The sequence below is a fragment of the Gordonia amicalis genome, assembly GCF_022059885.1.
Lineage (GTDB): Bacteria > Actinomycetota > Actinomycetes > Mycobacteriales > Mycobacteriaceae > Gordonia > Gordonia amicalis.
This window is the reverse complement of record NZ_CP091855.1, coordinates 3,025,409-3,042,552: the sequence shown is the minus strand read 5'-3', so window position 1 is coordinate 3,042,552 and position 17,144 is coordinate 3,025,409. Positions and strand designations below refer to the sequence as shown.

Here is a 17,144-nt window from a genome sequence, read left to right as displayed (position 1 = left end):
ACTTCGACTGAGCGGATCGGGTCGTACTCGGACCGCGGTACGCGATCAGTACTCAATCCGTAGTACAGGGTCGCGCTGCAGCGGACGGTTGCGCTGTCGCGATGAGTGTCGTCGCGATCTCCCGACCCACCGTCGACTTCCGTAAGGGCCGGTCACGCAGTCTCATCGCGAGTTCGCCGGTGACCACGACGAGGATCTGCTCGGCCAGGTGGTCGGGATTCGCGCACGGCAGTTGCGCGGCGAGCTCGCGGAGGGTCTGTCGCATGTGGTCGGTGTCGCGCGTGACCGCGTCGGCGATCTCGGGCGGCGGGTCGGACATCTCGGCAGCGGTTCCCAGGAACGCGCACCACCGCGCGCCGTCGGGTCGGGCGGCGAACTCGTCGATGGCGTCGAAGATGGCCAGCAACCGGCCCTCGGCGTCGGGCGCAGCCGCGATGAGACTCCCCCACGTCTCGCGCCAGCGCTCGTGTCGTCGTGCGAGGGAGGCTGCGACCAGCGCCTCTTTGCTGCGGTAGCCGCGGTACAGGGTCGCCGCCGACACGCCCGCCCGCGCGAGGATGGCGTCGACGGGCGTCGATTCGATTCCGCGCGAGAACACCAGGTCATCAACTGCGTCGAGCAGTTTCTCCTCGGAGCTCTTGCGCATCGGCATGGCAATCAGCCTAGACTCGAAAATATGAAACGCACGTTTTCGTTTGGTCTCGGTCGTGAGCCATCGGTCATCGTGGCCGGCACAGCTTTCATCGCGGCGACCTACGGACTGGTGCGACTCGCATACGGGCTGTTCCTACCCGACATCCAGGCGGACCTGGCTCTCGATTCGGCCCGTGCGGGGTATATCTCCTCGGGGTCGTCGCTGGTCTACTGCCTCGCGGCGTTGTGCGGGTTCCGCTACGGACGCCGAAATCCTCGGGTCTTGATCGTCGTCGCCACAGCCACCGCGGCGGGTGGGGTCTGGGGCATGGCCGCCGCCGGGGACCTGCTCACCTTCGGACTCTTCGCCGTGATCAGTTCTGCGGGAGCAGGCCTGGCGTCGCCCGCTATGGTGAGCGTCGTCCGGCGCAACATCGCCGCGAATCGCGTGGACCGGGCGCAGTCGATGGTCAACTCCGGCACCGGACCCGGACTCGTCGGCGCCGGGGCGCTGGCACTCGCCTTCCTACCCGAATGGCGACTGACCTGGGCGATCATCGGCGTGGTCACCGCGGTCATCGCGGTCGCCCTCCTCATCACCGACCAGCCGGGTTCCGCCGCCCAGGACGAGCAGTCGCACGCCCTGTCCGTCGGGTGGATCCGCCGCCACGGCACCGCACTGACCATCGCGGTTCTGCTGGGCGGGGCGTCGAGCGCCATGTGGACGTACGGCCGTGCGATCCTCGTCGACACCGGCGGATCATCCCAACGTGGCACGATCATCGCGTGGATCATGATCGGAATCGGCGGCGCCGCAGTGGCTCTCACCGCCACACCGTTGGCGAGGTGGTCGGCGACCTCGGCGTGGACACTCAGCTGCGGAACGATGACGGTCGGGATTCTCCTGGTCGCCGCTGCTCCGGGACAGATGGCGGTCACGCTCGTCGGCTGCCTCTTCTTCGGGTGGGGTTTCACCTCGGCGACATCCGCGCTCATCGCCTGGACCTCGACCATCGATGCGGCACGATCGGCTGCGGGTACCGCACTCCTGTTCATCGCGTTGATGTTCGGGCAGGCAGTGGGTGCCACCGCCCTCGGTGCCACTATCACCGCCGCGGGTTACGGGCTCGCCTTCGTCGTGGCCGCGGTGGTGTCGAGTGCGTCCATCGCCGTGTCCGCACTCGACCGCACCGGTCACCGGGTGCCCGCGGACCGCGCGGACCACTCAGGCGAACCAGGACATGAACCGTCCGCGGGACCAGCACCGGCCGAGCGCGTCGCCGGCGACATCGAAGCGCGGCAATGCGGTTGACGGCTCGAACACGGTCAGCCCGATGATGCTGTGCCCAGACGCCGGACGATCCCCGAGGGTCGGAATGGTGGGCGCGACCCCGACCCCTTCGACCGACACCCAGGCAGTCCTCCTCGCCGAGGAGAGCTCCTCCAACGCATGCACGAATCGGCGTCGTCTCTCCGGCGAGAACCGCGACAGCGACCAGGTGGTGATGACCACAGGCAGCGCCCGATCCGGGACACACGAGACCGCATCCGACAGCGTCGTGATCGGATCTCCCGAAATCTGTTGCGGTGGAAATGATTCTGCGAGAGCGAGCTCGTCGTCGAGATGGCGTGACCGGTCGTCGGCCAGCCGGATGCGATTCCGGTGCTCAGGGTTACGCATGTCTAGCGGCGCGCGGTCGACCACGATCCGCGCCGCGACATCCGGCATCGGCACACTCGGAATCCGACGATCGCCCACCACCGAGCACTCCAGCTGCACGGGCGATGACACATCGCCAAGGGTCTGATCGTCTCCGTAGAAGATGCCGACGCGGTCGACGTTGAGGTTGAGACCGGCGGGACGGCCGACATCGATCAGCCCCACGCGCTCGGCGGCGCAGCGTCGGGCCGCCTCGGCGATCGCCGGATAGAGGACCGCGTACCGCCCGGTGTGATCTGAGAGCTTCACCGAGACCATCAGGGAGAGCCCCCATCTGACGCGACTCCCCGGACGCTCGTGCCGACCGGTCCGCCAGCGTCGCGAAGGCCGTCCGCAGCTCCTCCGGGCCGATCACCTCGACATCGGCATCGAATCGCGCGAGCGAAGCGCACAGACCGGCAGCGATCCCCGACGTCGCCGTGCAGTACACCGACGCATGACGCTCACGCCTGCTGTCGCTTTATCATCTCGGTGATCCAGGTGGGTAGTCGAGCGGCCGTGTCACCGGTAGCCCACAACGCCGAAGCGAGGTCGTGCTGGGTCTTCAGACGTTTGGCGACGGCCCGCAGCTTGGTCAGATTGACGCCGTGGTCGTCTCCGTGCCTCTCGTTGACCGCGCGGATCTTCGGGTCCTCGAGTTCGGCGAGTTCCGCGAGTACCCGGGCGACGGCAGCCTCGGTGTCGGCGGTTTCGGTCACGACGTCTCCGGTCTCCACCCAGATAGGTTATCGGCCCACGGACACCGTTCCACGGGCCTAGTCTGGGCGGATGGCGTTGGTACTGGGTCCGATCCTTCGGCACGTCGACGAGACATCCGCGCTGGTCTGGGTCCAGACGGACGGACCCGCGGAGGTGGAGGTCCTCGGCAGCCGCTCGCACACCTTCGAGGTCGTCGGAAATCACTACGCGCTCGTCGAGGTCACCGGTCTGACGCCGGACACCACGACCGAATACGAGGTGTTCGTCGACGGTTCTCGGGAATGGCCCCTGCCGGATTCCGACTTTCCGCCCAGCATCATTCGGACGCGCGGACCCGAAAGCGCCCGCCATCACCGGCTCGTCTTCGGGTCGTGCCGCTACCCCAAGGCGGAGGACCCGAAGGTCGACGAAAAACTCGGACTCGACGCACTGGACTGTTATGCGGTCCGCATGCGCCACCTGCCCGTCGACGAATGGCCCGACACCCTCATCCTCCTCGGCGATCAGGTCTACGCCGACGAACTGACGCCGCAGGTCAAGGAGAAGCTCGAGTCGACCAGGACCTCGACCGCCGGTCCGTCTGACGAGGTGGTGAGCTTCCAGGAGTACGAGGGTCTCTACCGGCACACCTGGGGCGACCCGGAGATACGCTGGATCCTGTCCACCGTCCCGACCGCGATGATCTTCGACGACCACGACATCCGCGACGACTGGAACACCTCGGACACCTGGCGCCGGCAGATGGACGACCAACCCTGGTGGCGTGACCGGATACGCGCCGGACTCGCGTCGTACTGGGTGTATCAGCACCTCGGCAACCTGTCCCCCGCGGAACTGGACGCCTCCGACGACTACCGCCAGGTGAGGGAGATCGACGGGGACTGCTGGCCGCATCTGGTCGATCTCGCCGACCGCGCCGATTCCGAAACCGACGGCGTCAAAGGGATCCGGTTCAGCTTCCGGTGGGATCTCGGCGCGACGCGACTGACGATGATCGATTCACGTAACGGCCGCATTCTCGCCGGTGGCGTCCGGAAGATGTTGAGTGACACCGAGTTCGATTGGATCGAAGACCAGGTCAACGACGACGTCGAGTCGGTGGACCACCTGGTGCTCGGGTCGTCGTTGCCGTGGCTGCTCCCGCCCGTCCTCAGCGACGTCGAGACGCTCAACGAGATCGGGGCCCGCCACGACGGCCGGGTCGGACAGCTGGCCGAGAAGATCCGGCAGGGTGCCGACCTGGAGCACTGGCCCGCCTTCTTCGATTCCTTCACCCGGCTGAGCCGGATGATCAGTGGGGTCGCCGGCCTCGGCAACAGCGATCGAACCCTCGGTCCGGCGACCATCAGTGTCCTGTCGGGCGACGTCCACCACAGTTATGCCGCGCGAGCGGATTTCGCCGAAACCACCGGTGCGGTGGTCTATCAGTTGGTGTGCTCACCGGTGCACAACGCCATACCGCCGTACATGAAGGGCGTGTTCCGGCTCGGCTGGTCGCCGCGTCTTGCCAAGATCGTCCGACGCTGGGCCGGTTCCCGCGGAGCGCCGCAACTCCCCGTCACGTGGCACAACGCGCTCGGCCCCCTGTTCGGTAACACCATCGCCTCCCTGATCGTCGACGGACGGGACGCGCGGGTCACGTTCGAACAGCCCGACCTGGACGGCACCCTGCACGTCGCAGCCGACATGTCGCTGACGGACGAATCCGTCGAACGCGTGGGGACATAGCGTCGTCGTCTGCTACGAAATGCGCTCAGTCCAGGCAGAATTCGTTGCCCTCGGGATCACGCATGACGATGTGCCCGGCACCGAGAGGCGGTTCCGGCTCAACTCGTCGAACGCGAGTTGCACCCAGGACCACGAGGCGGGCCGACTCCGCCTCGAGCGCGGCGAGGCGGTCGTCACCGGTCAGGCCGGGTGCGGCCCGGACGTCGAGGTGTACCCGGTTCTTGGCTGTCTTGCCTTCCGGCACGCGCTGGAAGAAGATCCGTGGACCGCGACCGTCGGGGTCGGTGACCGCAGACGCGTCGTTCCTGCGTTCCGGCGGGACACCCATCGCATCGAGCGCGGCGTCCCAGCTGTCGAACCCCGTGGGCGGCGCCTGAATCCGGTACCCGAGCACCTCGGACCAGAAGGCGGCGAGTGCCGCGGGATCAGCGCAATCGAACGTCACCTGGATTTCTGTGGACATTCCTCCACTGTGGCGCACAACGAGGACAACTGCGGTCCTCATCGCGAAGAACTTCGCCGGCGAATCAGCGAAGCCGCTCGCCGTAGACGCGCTTCACCGACATCACCATCAACACCCGACGATCAGAGACCATTACGCTGCGGTACTCGTCCCAGTCCGGGTGCTCCCCCGCGGCCTTCCGGTAGTAGTCGACGAGGGCCTCTACCTCGGGTCCGTGGGGATCGGTGCCGGGACCGATCAACACGACGTCACCTTCGGCCGTCGCCCACGTGTAGCGGTCGGGCCCGGTGACCTCCAGTGCTGCCCGCGGGTCGCGCCGCAGGTTTGCCGTCTTGGCCCGGCCCTCGGTCATCGACACGTAGATCGTGTCGGCATCACGGTCGTAGTACGCGGTCACCGGGGACAGCTGCGGGAGGCCGGAGGACTTGATCGTGGCGAGAACACCGAGCGATGATTCGGCGAGGAGGTCGCGCGGGTCGTACTTCGAGGTGGTCATGGTCTGGGCAACTGCCGAAGATCGGCGACTATTCCGGTGCGACGGCGACACCGACCCCGGTTCGGAACCCCGGCGACGGACAACGGGGACCGGTACTTTCGTACGGTGTTCACGATCGGAGTGGTGGCGGCTTCGCTCGCCGCGGTGGCCTACGGACTGTCGACGGTCCTGCGCGCACTGGGTGCACGGAACGCGGCCGGTACCACCGAGACCGCGTCGGTCACGACCGAGCGCGGACCGTCGCTGCGCTCCACACTCGACACCTTCCGCGATCCGGCCTTCCTCATCGGCACGCTCATGGTGATCCTCGGTTTCGCCGGCGGTGCCGTCGCGGCGCGGCTTCTCCCCCTCTTCCTGGCACAGACGATCGTCGCCGGGAACCTGATCATCACCGCGCTTCTCGGCAGCGTTCTGCTCGGCACGACGCTGAGAGGTCGGGACCTGGCCGCGATGGGCGTCGTCGTCGCCTCGCTCTGCATGCTCGGCGCATCGGCATCGCATGAAGCCGCGACCGCGCACGACATGGCGTTCCACTGGGCGCTGTTCATCGTGTCGACCACTGTCGCCGTGGTCGGTGTGGTCGTAGTGCATCTCCTGGGACGACGCGGCGCCATCCTCGCGGGAGCGCTTGCCGGCGCGATGTACGGCGCCTTGGCGGTGGCGGTTCGCGTTCTGGACGGCGTTCATCCGTTCGACGCCGCGGCGCTCGTCACCGACCCGGCGGCCTGGACGATCGCCATCGCCGGCGCCGTCGCGTTCTACGTACAGACGGTCGCGCTGCAGCTCGGACCGGTCAACGCCGTCACCGCTGTGCTGGTCGTGGGCGAGGTGGGCATCCCATCGGTGATCGGCGTCCTGTTCCTCGGCGACCGCGCCGTCGACGGACTCGGTTGGCTCGCGTACGTCGGTTTCGCGGGAGCGATCGCCGGCGCGTTCGTCGTCGCGTGGCTCACGTCGGAACCCGAGTCCGGGGCCGCGGCCCGCGGACTCACCGCCGGTTCACCCCCATGACGTTGCGACATTCTTCTCTATCTGTGTCTTTGCCCGTACGATCGGTGCCATGGACGTGCGCGAGATGCTGACCACCACCCCGACCGACACCGCCGAGGCGCTCGAGTTGTTCGACTCCTGCGACGCGGTCGAACCGGAGTTCATGATCGGCACCTGGCGCGGTGCGGAACTGCCGACCGGACACCCCCTCGACGGGTTCCTCGCCGCCAGCGGCTGGTGGGGAAAGCAATTCGTCGACGCCGAGACCGTGCACCCGTTGCTCTTCCCCACCCGCGACCACACCGCTCTCTGGGCGATGAACCCGGGGATCGCCTTCAGTGGACTCACGATCGCCGAGAAGGCACCACAGGTCAAAGCGATGTCTTTCGCCACACCGATCGCAGCGACCCGCCTGCTGAGCCAGACCCGCAAGGCACGCGCGCGGCTGCGTACCACCCGCTACCGCGGCACCGACACCGCCACGATGATGTACGACCAACTCCCCATCAACGACGTCTTCCGTCGCATCTCCGACGATGCGGTCATCGGCGCCATGGACCTCAAGGGCTCGCCCGCGCCGTACTTCTTCGTCCTTCGACGCGACGACTCGTTGCGTCTGATCTGAGGCTGTCACCTCGCCGGAAGTGGAGCACCGTCGGCGCACGCGACCTCAGAGATCCGTGACCGCGGCCCTCAGCTTGTTCGACTCGGCAACCGCGTCGCGCAGCGCCACCTTGGCGTCCGACCGGCCCCGCTCGGCGGTCGACAGTCGCTGACGCGCGAAGCGCAGTGAGTCCTCGACCCGCGACAGCTGCTCGCGCAGTTCCCGCGCCCGTGCGACGAGTTCGTCGACCTCTGAGGACGCCTCGTCGACCGCGGTCGACGCATCGCCGAGACCGTCGCGCGCCGTCCGCTCGTCCTCTTCGGCCCGGGACAGGCGTGCCTCGAGTTCGCGTCTGACCGCGGCGTCCTCGTCGGTCTCGCCGGTCTCGTCGGTCTCGTCGGTCTCGCCGGCGGCCACCGCGTCGACATCACTCGAGGCATCCACGCCGTCCTCGGCCGCGTGTTCCGGCTCGGCCGGCAGATCGGGCACGACGAACACCCCGGCCGGACCGAAGCCGCTGTACTCCGCGGAGGTGACGAGGCTGCCGCGTCGAAAGCGTTCCAGGGTCTCGGCGTCTGCGATCGCCGCGCGCAGCGTTGCCGCAACCTCGCGAACCGCACTGTCGGACAACCGTACTCCGAGGGAGTCTGCGGTACCGGCCACCCCGTCGGCGGCGGAATTGATCAACTCCTGGCGTCGGCGGGACAGCTCGCGCATCGCGTCCACTGCCGAACGCCGTTGCGCTGCAGACAGGTCCGCGGCGAGTGCGGTGATCTGACCGCAGTCATCGGGATTCGCTCGGACCCACTGATTGATCGCCCAGGCAGCCTGCGTGGGCCTACGGAGTTGCGAGATGTTTTTGGCCAGAGCGGATTCCCCCTCGGCCTTGACCTCCTTGGCGAGCTCGTTTCGGCGTTTCACGAACAGATCCGGCGTCAGACCGTACAGTTCGTCGACGATCTCGTCGTAGCGAGACATCAGGTCACCCACGGCCGGCAGGACGTCGCTTCCACATGAGCCGATCGTACGTCGTACCCGCGTCACGATCCGACACATCGACAGCACCCAAACTTGAACCATTCCAGAAAAGTGTGCATACTCGAGTCATGCTCACCGACGACGACTGCGCCACCAAGCTGCGCGCAGCACGACTCCGCGTCACCCGACCGCGGGTCGCCGTCATGCGTGCGGTGCATGCGCATCCCCATGCCGACACCGACACGGTGCTTCGCGAGACGCGAACCGAAGTGCCCGACGTGTCGCAGCAAACCGTTTATGACGTGTTGGCGGCGTTGACATCTGCCGGTCTCATCCGTCGTATCCAGCCATCGGGTCACGTGTCCCGCTACGAATCGCGGATCGGCGACAACCACCATCACGTGGTCTGCCGTTCCTGTGGGGCGATCGGCGACGTCGACTGCGCGGTCGGCGCGGCCCCGTGCCTCACCGCGTCCAACGACCAGGGCTTCGTCATCGACGAGGCCGAGGTCGTCTACTGGGGCCTGTGCCCCGACTGCCGGTCCTGACCGCAGCACTGATCCACCACCGATTCACCGTTCACCGTTCGCCGAAAATCAACACATCCGACCGACCGGTCCACATCAAGGGGACCGGGCGCGGTCACGTCTGCATCAGTCACCATCCATCACCATTTCCCGAAAGGAACGACATGGCACAGGAACACCCGCCGATCGCCGAGGCGAACACCGAACCGAAGGCCGGCGGCTGCCCGGTCATGCACGATCGTGCCAAGCAGCCCACCGAGGGTGGCGGCAACCGTGACTGGTGGCCGAACCAGATGAATCTGAAGATCCTGCAGCACAATCCGGATGTCGTGAATCCGCTCGACGCGGATTTCGACTACCACGAGGCCCTCAAGTCCCTCGACGTCGACGCCCTCAAGGCGGATCTGACCGCCCTCATGACCGATTCGCAGGACTGGTGGCCCGCGGACTTCGGTCACTACGGCGGCCTCATGGTTCGCATGTCTTGGCATGCCGCGGGCACCTACCGCGTCCAGGACGGCCGCGGAGGCGCGGGAGCCGGAATGCAGCGCTTCGCACCCCTGAACAGCTGGCCCGACAACGCCAACCTCGACAAGGCACGTCGCCTGCTGTGGCCGATCAAGAAGAAGTACGGCCAGGCCGTCTCCTGGGCCGACCTGCTGGTCTTCGCGGGCAACGTCGCTCTCGAGTCGATGGGCTTCGAGACCGCCGGCTTCGCCTTCGGCCGCGTCGACGAGTGGGAGCCCGACGACGTCTACTGGGGTCCCGAACTCGAGTGGCTCGCCGATCAGCGCTACCAGGGCGACCGCGAACTCGAGAAGCCGCTGGCCGCCGTCCAGATGGGCCTGATCTACGTGAATCCGGAAGGCCCCAACGGTAATCCGGATGTCCTGGGCTCGGCCGCCGACATTCGCGACACCTTCGCCCGGATGGCGATGAACGATGTCGAGACCGCAGCACTGATCGTCGGTGGCCACACCTTCGGCAAGACTCACGGCGCCGGCGACGCGAGCCAGGTCGGCCCGGAGCCCGAGGCCGCAGCACTCGAGGACAACGGCCTCGGCTGGCGCAGTTCACACGGTGACGGCACCGGCGCCGACGCGATCACCAGTGGCCTCGAGGTCATCTGGAACCCGACGCCGACCCAGTGGGACAACGCCTTCCTGGAAACCCTCTACGGCTACGACTGGGAGCTGTACAAGAGCCCGGCGGGCGCCAACCAGTGGCGTCCGAAGGACGGCGCCGGCGACGGCACCGTGCCGAAGGCCTTCGGCGACGGCACGACCCACCCGTCGATGCTGACCAGCGATCTCGCACTGCGCTACGACCCCGAGTACGGCAAGATCACCCGCCGCTGGCTGGATCACCCCGAGGAGTTGGCCGAGGAATTCGCCAAGGCCTGGTTCAAGCTGCTCCACCGCGACATGGGTCCCGCGATCCGCTACCGCGGCCCGCTGGTTCCCGAGGTCACCTACGGCTGGCAGGACAACATCCCGGCGCACGAGGGACCGCTCGTCTCCGATGCCGACATCGCCGCACTGAAGACCATCCTGCTCGAGTCGGGACTGTCGGTCTCGCAGCTGGTGAAGACCGCGTGGGCGGCCGCATCCTCGTTCCGCGGCAGCGACTTCCGCGGTGGCGCCAACGGCGGTCGTCTCCGCCTGCAGCCGCAGGCCGACTGGGAGGTCAACGAGCCCGAGGAACTCGCCGGCATCATCGAGACGCTCGAGGGTGTCGCCGAGTCGTTCACCGGTGAGGCCGGCGCGAGGATCTCCTTCGCCGACCTCGTCGTGCTCGGCGGCGTCGCGGCGATCGAGAAGGCCGCTCGTGATGCGGGTATCGAGGTCACCGTCCCGTTCACCCCGGGCCGCACCGACGTCTCGCAGGAAGACGTCGACGTCGAGTCGTTCGCCTACCTCGAGTCCACGGCGGACGGCTTCCGCAACTACGTGGGGAAGGGTCTCACGCAGCCGGCCGAGTTCAAGCTGCTCGACAAGGCCAACCTCCTCACCGTGAGCGCACCCGAGATGACCGCACTCATCGGCGGCCTGCGCGTGCTGGGAGCGAACTACCAGAACTCGACGCTGGGCGTGCTCACCGACAAGCCGGGCGTGCTGACGAACGACTACTTCGTCAACCTGCTCGACATGGCGACCGCTTGGTCGAAGACCGACGACGTGAACGTCTTCGTCGGCACCGACCGCGCCACCGGCGAGCAGGCCTGGACCGGCAGCCGCGTCGACCTGGCGTTCAGCTCGAACTCGCAGCTGCGTGCCCTGGCCGAGGTGTACGCCTCGGACGATGCCAAGGAGAAGTTCGTCAAGGACTTCGTCGCGGCCTGGGACAAGGTCATGAACCTGGACCGGTTCGACATCTGAGTCGATCCATCGATCAGTTGAATCGCTGATCACCTCTCACACGACGATGCGGTGGTGCCCGGTACGGGTGCCGCCGCATCGTCGTCTGTGGCGGCGGGTGCCGTTCTGCCCGGCAGGATCGCGGATTCGGAACTATGCTGGCGCTTTCCTCGAGGTGGCGGGTGACCGTCGTGGCAGAAGGAGATCGCGATGTCCGGCGAGCACACATCCCTGGGGCACATCCGACTGACCTCGCACAGCGGCGGCGTCGACGCCCCGCCCATCCACTGGGGCGCGCCTACCGCCGCCGAGCGGGGACCGGTCATCGGCACGACCGGAGTTCGCGCCCACCGCAACGTGATCGGCACCCACAGCGGTTCATACAGTGTCTACCGCGCGCTCGCGGTGGCCGCCGGCGCACTGGCCCGAGACCATCGCGCAGATCTGACCAACACCTCGCCCACCGACCACATCGGTCCGTACCCACAATGGGGAGATCCGACGGCGATCGTCTCCCTCGATCCCTGGGGCGCCACGGTCGCGGAGAGCTTTCCCGAAAAGATCGCCGCCGGCTACGACATCCGGCCGACCATCGCGGTCACGAAGGCACATGTCATCCTCCCCGAGATCGCCGAGGCCATCGACAAGGGCCGACTCGTCCCCGACGGCAGATTGCTCCTGCCCAGCGGCGCCGCCCTGGTGACCAAGGCCGCGGTCGAGCTGGTCTGGCATCTACCCGGCGTCGCCGAACGATTCGGCTGTTCCGAGGCCGAGTTACGGCGGGTCCTGTTCGAGGAGACCGGGGGCATGTATCCCGAACTCGTGACGCGCTCCGACCTCGAGGTGTTCCTGCCACCGATCGGCGGGCAGACCGTGTATGTCTTCGGGAACGCCCGCGATCTCGCCGATCCCACGGTCGAACTGACCGCTCGCGTCCACGACGAATGCAACGGCTCCGACGTCTTCGGCTCCGACATCTGCACGTGCCGGCCGTACCTCACCCACGCGATCGAGGAATGTATTCGTGGCGCCCAGGGCGGTGGCGTCGGTTTGGTCGCCTACTCCCGCAAGGAGGGCCGGGCGTTGGGCGAGGTCACCAAGTTCCTCGTCTACAACGCACGCAAACGCCAAGCGGGTGGCGATACCGCAGACCAGTACTTCGCCCGCACCGAATGTGTTGCGGGAGTTCAGGACATGCGGTTCCAGGAACTCATGCCCGACGTCCTGCACTGGTTCGGGATCACCAAGATCCACCGCCTCGTGTCGATGAGCAACATGAAATACGACGCGATCACCGGTTCGGGAATCGAGGTCGGCGAGCGGGTCAACATCCCCGACGAACTCGTCCCGGCCGACGCCCGTGTGGAGATCGACGCGAAGATGGCCGCCGGATACTTCACCCCCGGACCGGTTCCCGACGCCGAGGCGTTGCGAAAGGTCAAGGGCCGGGGGCTCGAATGAGGGGCACTGCGCAGAAGGACAGCGACGACCCGACCGCCGAAACCACCGCGGCCGCGCTGCTGCGAACGAGCACCGCGGTTCGCGAACGCTCCCGCCAGCTCCTCGACCGTACGCGCGGTGGCCGGTCGTCCTGGTTCACGGTCCACGACGACGCGCTCGCCTCCGCCGCCGACATCGTCGTCGAGATCACCCGTGAACGCCATCCCGACGGTGCGATCCCCTTCCACAGTCGCTGGCGCCATTTCGAAGCCGGCGGCATCGACCGACTCGGGTCGCTCCGGGACATGCTTCCGCCCGCGAACTCCCCTGACCACATCCGCGCACTCATCGACGTCGTCCTGGTCAGCGTCCTCCTCGACGCCGGAGCCGGTCCCGAATGGTCCTATCGGGAGGAGTCGACCGGTCTGGTCCTGACCCGCTCGGAAGGACTCGGAGTCGCCAGCTGGGAGGCGTTCGTCGGCGGACTGTTCTCCGGTGATGCTGCGCAACCGTCACGGGTCGACGCCGCGGGCCTACGTGCGGTGACGGTCGAGAGTCTGAGCGCCGCGTTCCAGGTCTCAGCGGGTAACCCGATCACCGGACTGGAGGGCCGCGTGGAGCTGCTTCGCCGCCTCGGCACCACCCTCGCCGATCAGCCGGCGATCTTCGGTCCCGCCGGCCGACCCGGGGGCCTCTTCGACCACCTGATCGCAGACGGTCGCGGCACCGTGAGCGCCACCGCGATCCTGGACGCCCTCCTGACCTTCCTCGGCCCGATCTGGCCGTCGGACAACAGGATCGGCTCGGTACCGCTGGGCGACTGCTGGCAGCACGAGGCGGTGACCGGTCCGGGCGCCACCGCCGGCTGGATTCCGTTCCACAAGCTGTCCCAGTGGCTGACCTACTCGCTGCTCGAACCGTTCATGTGGGCCGGCGTTGAGGTGACCGGCATCGATGAGTTGACCGGCCTGCCCGAGTACCGCAATGGCGGACTCTTCCTCGACACCGGCGTTCTCGCGCTTCGGGACGAGGAGTGGGTGGACGTCGAATGGGAGGTCGGCGATCAACTCGTCGTCGAATGGCGCGCCCTCACCGTCGCACTGCTCGACGAGATCGCCGACCTCGTCCGCGATCGTCTCGGGACCGACTCGACGGCGATGCCGCTGGCCTGCGTGCTCGAGGGCGGCACCTGGGCGGCCGGTCGTGCACTGGCGGCACGGTTGCGGAACGGGTTGCCGCCCTTGTCGATCCGCAGCACCGGAACAGTCTTCTGAGCACCACGATTAGGGGAACCATGGGCACCGTCGCCGTCATCGATCATCCGCTGGTACAGCACAAGCTGACGCTGATGCGCCGGAAGGACACTTCCACCAACGACTTCCGTCGTCTACTCAACGAGATCTCCACGCTCATGGCCTACGACGTGCTGCGCGACACCCCGATGCACGAGATCACCATCGACACACCGCTGGAGACCACCACCGCGAGCGTGATCGACGGTAAGAAACTGGTCTTCGCAGCCGTCCTGCGGGCCGGCACCGGAATCGCCGACGGAATGCTGACCGTCGTACCGGGTGCCCGCGTGGGCCACATCGGCCTCTACCGCGACCCCAAGACCATGGTGGTGGTCGAGTACTACTTCAAGATGCCCTCGGACCTGGATGAACGCGACGTGGTCATCGTCGATCCGCTTCTGGCCACCGGCTTTTCGGCGGTCGCGGCAATCGATCGAATCAAGGAGTACTCGCCGCGATCGATCAAGTTCGTGTGCCTCGTCGCCTGCCCGGAGGGCATCGACGTGTTGCACGAGGCGCACCCCGAGGTCCCCATCTACACCGCCGGGATCGACCGGGAGCTCGACGACAACGGTTTCATCCGCCCGGGGCTGGGCGACGTCGGCGACCGGGTGTTCGGGACGGCTTGACAGGACAGGCTCACGACACATTCCACGCCACCGCCGCGCCGATGGCGCCGGTGGCGTTGAGAGCCCAGTGCAAGGCGATCGGAGCGAGGAGACTCGTGGTGCGCTGCCGTAACCAGCCGAGCACGAGACCTGCGACGCCGGTGGCGACGACCGCGCCCGCGATCCCGACGACCTGGGCGGCCGTGCCCGATCCGAGGACATCGCTCAGGCCCTCGTTGCCTCCGGTGAGTCCCGTCGAGGACAGGATGTGCCACAGCCCGAAGGCGATGGCGCCGAACACCAGGGTCGCCCTCGGCCCGCACAGCCGTCCGAGAGTCCCCTGCAGGACGCCGCGGAACATCAGCTCCTCCGGGATCACCGTCTGCAGGGGGATGACGACGAAGGCGGCGAGCAGCGCCTCGGATGTGTCGTCGTAGCGATCGGACAGGAAGAAGTCCCGGGTCGCAGGGACTGCCACGGCCGTCGACACGATGGCTGCGACCACGATCACCGACGCCACGGCGAACGCGATACCTGCCCGTAGTTCCGCTCGGCTCAGACCCAGTTCACGCCAGTCGAGTCCGCCGAGCCGCGCGACGAGCAACAGCACGATCGCCGCCACCGGGATGACCACCACCGCGAGCACACCGGCCGACCGGTGCGCGGCGATGTTGGCCGCGATCAGGACCGCGACCACCACCACGAGGAGTGCGGCGTCGTGGCGTCTCGAAGATCCGGTCACCCGTCGAGTGTCGCGCGGCACCGTGCCCGGTGCCGCCGAACGACGGGCAGTGGCCCAGAATGGTGCAGTGCAAGCCACCGCCACGGTCCCCGAACGTCTCGAACAGCACCAGGTCGCGTTGTATCTCCTCGCGATCGGCGCCGGTCTCGGCCTCGGCCTGACACTGACCTCGGCGGCCCAATCGATGGACGTGGCGGTCACCCCGCTGCTCGCCGCACTTCTCTACGTCACCTTCCTACAGGTGAAGGCGACCGATCTCGCTGCCTCCCTCCGCGACCGCAAGTTCCTCGCAGTGGTGTTGTCGGTGAACTTCGTCATCGTGCCCGCGGTGGTCGCGGCGCTGTCTCCGCTGCTACCGGCGGACGACGCCATCCGGGTGGGCGCTCTGCTCGTCCTGCTGTGCCCGTGTGTCGATTACGTCGTCGTCTTCGCCGGGCTCGCAGGCGGTGACAACCAGCGCCTGCTCGCGGCGACGCCGCTGCTGTTGCTCGCCCAGATGCTCATCGTCCCGGTGTATCTGACGCTCCTGCTCGGAGATGGCCGGGCAGCGATCGATCCGGAACCGTTCCTGTGGGCCTTCGCAATCCTCATCGTCGTTCCGCTGGCGCTGGCCTGGGTCACGCAGGCATGGGCTGCGCGAAGCGACGTCGGACGTCGTGCCGGCGACGCGGCCTCGACCACGATGGTGCCGCTGATGATGGCGGTGCTGTTCACCGCGGTGGGTTCTCAGATCCCGCGTATCGATTCACGATTCGACGACATCGCCGGGGTCATCCCGGTCTACGTCGCATTCCTCGCGCTCATGACGATCATCGGTCTCGTGGTGGTGCGCGGATGTCGCCTCACACCGACCTCCGGAACGGCCGTGGTGTTCTCCGGCGCGACGCGCAATTCGCTTGTCGTGCTACCGCTGGCGCTGGCACTCCCGGTCGGTGCCGAACTCGCCGCGGCAACGGTGATCACTCAGACGCTCGTCGAGCTGATCGGGATGGTGATCCTGGTGTGGGTGTTCACTTATGCGGCACGTCGGCGCTGAGTCCGCCGTCCATCACGAACTCCGCACCGGTGGCGTAGGACGATTCGTCGCTGGCGAGGAACACCACGAAGGTCGACACCTCGCTTGATTGCGCCGCCCGGCCCATCGGAACCTTGACCATGTCCTCCGGGATGCCCTCGGTCATCGGCGTGCGGACGAGACCGGGGTGGATCGAGTTGACCCGGACGTTGTGCGGGGCGAGTTCGAGTGCGACGGACTTCGCGAGTCCGCGGACACCCCACTTGGTGGCGACATAGCCGTGCGCCCACGGGCTTCCACGAAGGCCTTCCACCGAGGACACGTTGATGATCGATCCGCCGCCGGCCTCGATCATCAGATCCGCAACCGCCTGGATGCCGAGGAAGGTGCCGGTGAGGTTGACGTCGAGGATCTGCTTCCACTTGTCGAGGCGGAACTGCTGGATCGTCGAGCCGTTGACGATGCCCGCGTTGTTCACGAGGACATTGACCCTCCCGAACTCGTCGACCGCGGTCGTGACGGCGGTCTGCCAGTCCTCCGGTGAGGTGACGTCGAGGTGGACGTACCGCGCCGCGGCACCGAGTTCGGCGGCCAGGGCTTTGCCCTCGTCGTCGAGGATGTCGCCGATCACGACCTTGGCGCCCTCCGCGACCAGAGCCCGGGCGTGCTCGGCGCCCATCCCCCGCGAACCGCCGGTGATCACTGCAACCTTGTCGTCTACGCGTCCCATGGCGAGCCACGCTACCTCGGTCGTAGCGAAAATAGAACAGGTTCCACCAAGAAATGGTCTACTGAACAGACATGAGTCCGGACAGGTGTTCACATGACCCGTCCGGCGGATGCCAGCGC

At 67.2% G+C, this 17,144-nt stretch carries 17 protein-coding genes and 1 pseudogene; 10 read left to right on the top strand and 8 right to left on the bottom strand.

Annotation, left to right across the window (positions count from 1 at the left end):
- Window positions 1–52: 52 nt before the first annotated feature.
- Window positions 53–652, bottom strand: a complete 600-nt coding sequence (locus IHQ52_RS13910) for a TetR/AcrR family transcriptional regulator (protein WP_024497522.1) — start codon at window positions 650–652, stop codon at window positions 53–55.
- Between the two features lie 24 nt (window positions 653–676).
- Here IHQ52_RS13910 and IHQ52_RS13905 point away from each other — a divergent pair, with 24 nt between their 5' ends.
- Window positions 677–1,945, top strand: a complete 1,269-nt coding sequence (locus IHQ52_RS13905) for an MFS transporter (protein WP_024497521.1) — start codon at window positions 677–679, stop codon at window positions 1,943–1,945.
- On the opposite strand, the gene IHQ52_RS13900 is transcribed toward IHQ52_RS13905, so the two are convergent.
- Entirely contained in the window at window positions 1,859–2,602 is a 744-nt protein-coding gene (locus IHQ52_RS13900; protein WP_394854769.1) for a DUF2332 family protein, read from the bottom strand. The genes IHQ52_RS13905 and IHQ52_RS13900 overlap by 87 nt on opposite strands.
- A gap of 236 nt (window positions 2,603–2,838) precedes the next feature.
- Window positions 2,839–3,069: pseudogene (locus IHQ52_RS13895) on the bottom strand (DNA alkylation repair protein); the annotation flags it as partial.
- A gap of 52 nt (window positions 3,070–3,121) precedes the next feature.
- Here IHQ52_RS13895 and IHQ52_RS13890 point away from each other — a divergent pair.
- On the top strand, window positions 3,122–4,780 hold the full coding sequence (locus tag IHQ52_RS13890) for an alkaline phosphatase D family protein (protein ID WP_024497518.1): 1,659 nt from the start codon (window positions 3,122–3,124) through the stop codon (window positions 4,778–4,780).
- Between the two features lie 25 nt (window positions 4,781–4,805).
- Here the strand turns inward: IHQ52_RS13890 and IHQ52_RS13885 are convergent, their stop codons facing one another.
- Window positions 4,806–5,243: a VOC family protein gene (locus tag IHQ52_RS13885; protein WP_024497517.1), complete on the bottom strand. Its 438-nt coding sequence runs from the start codon at window positions 5,241–5,243 to the stop codon at window positions 4,806–4,808.
- Between the two features lie 64 nt (window positions 5,244–5,307).
- On the bottom strand, window positions 5,308–5,739 hold the full coding sequence (locus tag IHQ52_RS13880; protein ID WP_006357521.1) for a PPOX class F420-dependent oxidoreductase: 432 nt from the start codon (window positions 5,737–5,739) through the stop codon (window positions 5,308–5,310).
- Window positions 5,740–5,844: 105 nt separating this feature from the next.
- On the opposite strand from IHQ52_RS13880, the gene IHQ52_RS13875 reads away from it, so the two are divergent.
- The gene (locus IHQ52_RS13875; RefSeq protein ID WP_024497516.1) at window positions 5,845–6,750 is read left to right on the top strand and encodes a hypothetical protein; all 906 of its coding nucleotides are present in this window, start codon (window positions 5,845–5,847) and stop codon (window positions 6,748–6,750) included.
- A gap of 49 nt (window positions 6,751–6,799) precedes the next feature.
- Window positions 6,800–7,354 (top strand): DUF4334 domain-containing protein, encoded by a 555-nt coding sequence (locus tag IHQ52_RS13870; protein ID WP_006357519.1) that lies wholly within the window; start codon window positions 6,800–6,802, stop codon window positions 7,352–7,354.
- 45 nt (window positions 7,355–7,399) lie between these two features.
- On the opposite strand, the gene IHQ52_RS13865 is transcribed toward IHQ52_RS13870, so the two are convergent.
- Window positions 7,400–8,311 carry a hypothetical protein gene (locus tag IHQ52_RS13865; protein WP_024497515.1) on the bottom strand — a complete coding sequence of 304 codons (912 nt, stop codon included), beginning with the start codon at window positions 8,309–8,311 and terminating at the stop codon, window positions 7,400–7,402.
- A 128-nt stretch (window positions 8,312–8,439) separates the two neighbouring features.
- Between IHQ52_RS13865 and IHQ52_RS13860 the strand changes: the two genes are divergently transcribed.
- The 5 genes from IHQ52_RS13860 to upp all read left to right on the top strand — a co-directional run bounded on the left by IHQ52_RS13860 (window position 8,440) and on the right by upp (window position 14,559).
- Window positions 8,440–8,859 (top strand): Fur family transcriptional regulator, encoded by a 420-nt coding sequence (locus IHQ52_RS13860; RefSeq protein WP_006357517.1) that lies wholly within the window; start codon window positions 8,440–8,442, stop codon window positions 8,857–8,859.
- A 143-nt stretch (window positions 8,860–9,002) separates the two neighbouring features.
- Complete coding sequence (gene katG, locus IHQ52_RS13855; RefSeq protein ID WP_024497514.1) at window positions 9,003–11,216, top strand: catalase/peroxidase HPI; 2,214 nt, start codon at window positions 9,003–9,005, stop codon at window positions 11,214–11,216.
- 189 nt (window positions 11,217–11,405) lie between these two features.
- On the top strand, window positions 11,406–12,656 hold the full coding sequence (locus IHQ52_RS13850; RefSeq protein WP_024497513.1) for a GTP cyclohydrolase II: 1,251 nt from the start codon (window positions 11,406–11,408) through the stop codon (window positions 12,654–12,656).
- Window positions 12,653–13,909: a URC4/urg3 family protein gene (locus IHQ52_RS13845; RefSeq protein WP_024497512.1), complete on the top strand. Its 1,257-nt coding sequence runs from the start codon at window positions 12,653–12,655 to the stop codon at window positions 13,907–13,909. The genes IHQ52_RS13850 and IHQ52_RS13845 overlap by 4 nt, the downstream gene beginning before the upstream one ends.
- Window positions 13,910–13,929: 20 nt before the next feature.
- Window positions 13,930–14,559: a uracil phosphoribosyltransferase gene (gene upp, locus IHQ52_RS13840; RefSeq protein ID WP_024497511.1), complete on the top strand. Its 630-nt coding sequence runs from the start codon at window positions 13,930–13,932 to the stop codon at window positions 14,557–14,559.
- A 10-nt stretch (window positions 14,560–14,569) separates the two neighbouring features.
- On the opposite strand, the gene IHQ52_RS13835 is transcribed toward upp, so the two are convergent.
- Window positions 14,570–15,280 carry a CPBP family intramembrane glutamic endopeptidase gene (locus tag IHQ52_RS13835; RefSeq protein ID WP_024497510.1) on the bottom strand — a complete coding sequence of 237 codons (711 nt, stop codon included), beginning with the start codon at window positions 15,278–15,280 and terminating at the stop codon, window positions 14,570–14,572.
- A 67-nt stretch (window positions 15,281–15,347) separates the two neighbouring features.
- On the opposite strand from IHQ52_RS13835, the gene IHQ52_RS13830 reads away from it, so the two are divergent.
- Window positions 15,348–16,316, top strand: a complete 969-nt coding sequence (locus IHQ52_RS13830; RefSeq protein ID WP_024497509.1) for an arsenic resistance protein — start codon at window positions 15,348–15,350, stop codon at window positions 16,314–16,316.
- On the opposite strand, the gene IHQ52_RS13825 is transcribed toward IHQ52_RS13830, so the two are convergent.
- A complete protein-coding gene (locus tag IHQ52_RS13825; protein ID WP_024497508.1) occupies window positions 16,291–17,025 on the bottom strand; it encodes a glucose 1-dehydrogenase in 735 nt (244 codons plus the stop codon). The genes IHQ52_RS13830 and IHQ52_RS13825 overlap by 26 nt on opposite strands.
- Between the last annotated feature and the right edge of the window lie 119 nt (window positions 17,026–17,144).

Bases quoted from the DNA above. Each gene is read 5' to 3' on its own strand.
- IHQ52_RS13885 (WP_024497517.1), bottom strand. From the start codon at position 5,243: ATGTCCACAGAAATCCAGGTGACGTTCGATTGCGCTGATCCCGCGGCA.
- IHQ52_RS13860 (WP_006357517.1), top strand. From the start codon at position 8,440: ATGCTCACCGACGACGACTGCGCCACCAAGCTGCGCGCAGCACGACTC.
- IHQ52_RS13850 (WP_024497513.1), top strand. From the start codon at position 11,406: ATGTCCGGCGAGCACACATCCCTGGGGCACATCCGACTGACCTCGCAC.
- IHQ52_RS13910 (WP_024497522.1), bottom strand. From the start codon at position 652: ATGCCGATGCGCAAGAGCTCCGAGGAGAAACTGCTCGACGCAGTTGAT.
- IHQ52_RS13870 (WP_006357519.1), top strand. From the start codon at position 6,800: ATGGACGTGCGCGAGATGCTGACCACCACCCCGACCGACACCGCCGAG.
- IHQ52_RS13880 (WP_006357521.1), bottom strand. From the start codon at position 5,739: ATGACCACCTCGAAGTACGACCCGCGCGACCTCCTCGCCGAATCATCG.
- IHQ52_RS13865 (WP_024497515.1), bottom strand. From the start codon at position 8,311: ATGTCTCGCTACGACGAGATCGTCGACGAACTGTACGGTCTGACGCCG.
- upp (WP_024497511.1), top strand. From the start codon at position 13,930: ATGGGCACCGTCGCCGTCATCGATCATCCGCTGGTACAGCACAAGCTG.
- IHQ52_RS13905 (WP_024497521.1), top strand. From the start codon at position 677: ATGAAACGCACGTTTTCGTTTGGTCTCGGTCGTGAGCCATCGGTCATC.
- IHQ52_RS13890 (WP_024497518.1), top strand. From the start codon at position 3,122: ATGGCGTTGGTACTGGGTCCGATCCTTCGGCACGTCGACGAGACATCC.
- IHQ52_RS13845 (WP_024497512.1), top strand. From the start codon at position 12,653: ATGAGGGGCACTGCGCAGAAGGACAGCGACGACCCGACCGCCGAAACC.
- IHQ52_RS13825 (WP_024497508.1), bottom strand. From the start codon at position 17,025: ATGGGACGCGTAGACGACAAGGTTGCAGTGATCACCGGCGGTTCGCGG.
- katG (WP_024497514.1), top strand. From the start codon at position 9,003: ATGGCACAGGAACACCCGCCGATCGCCGAGGCGAACACCGAACCGAAG.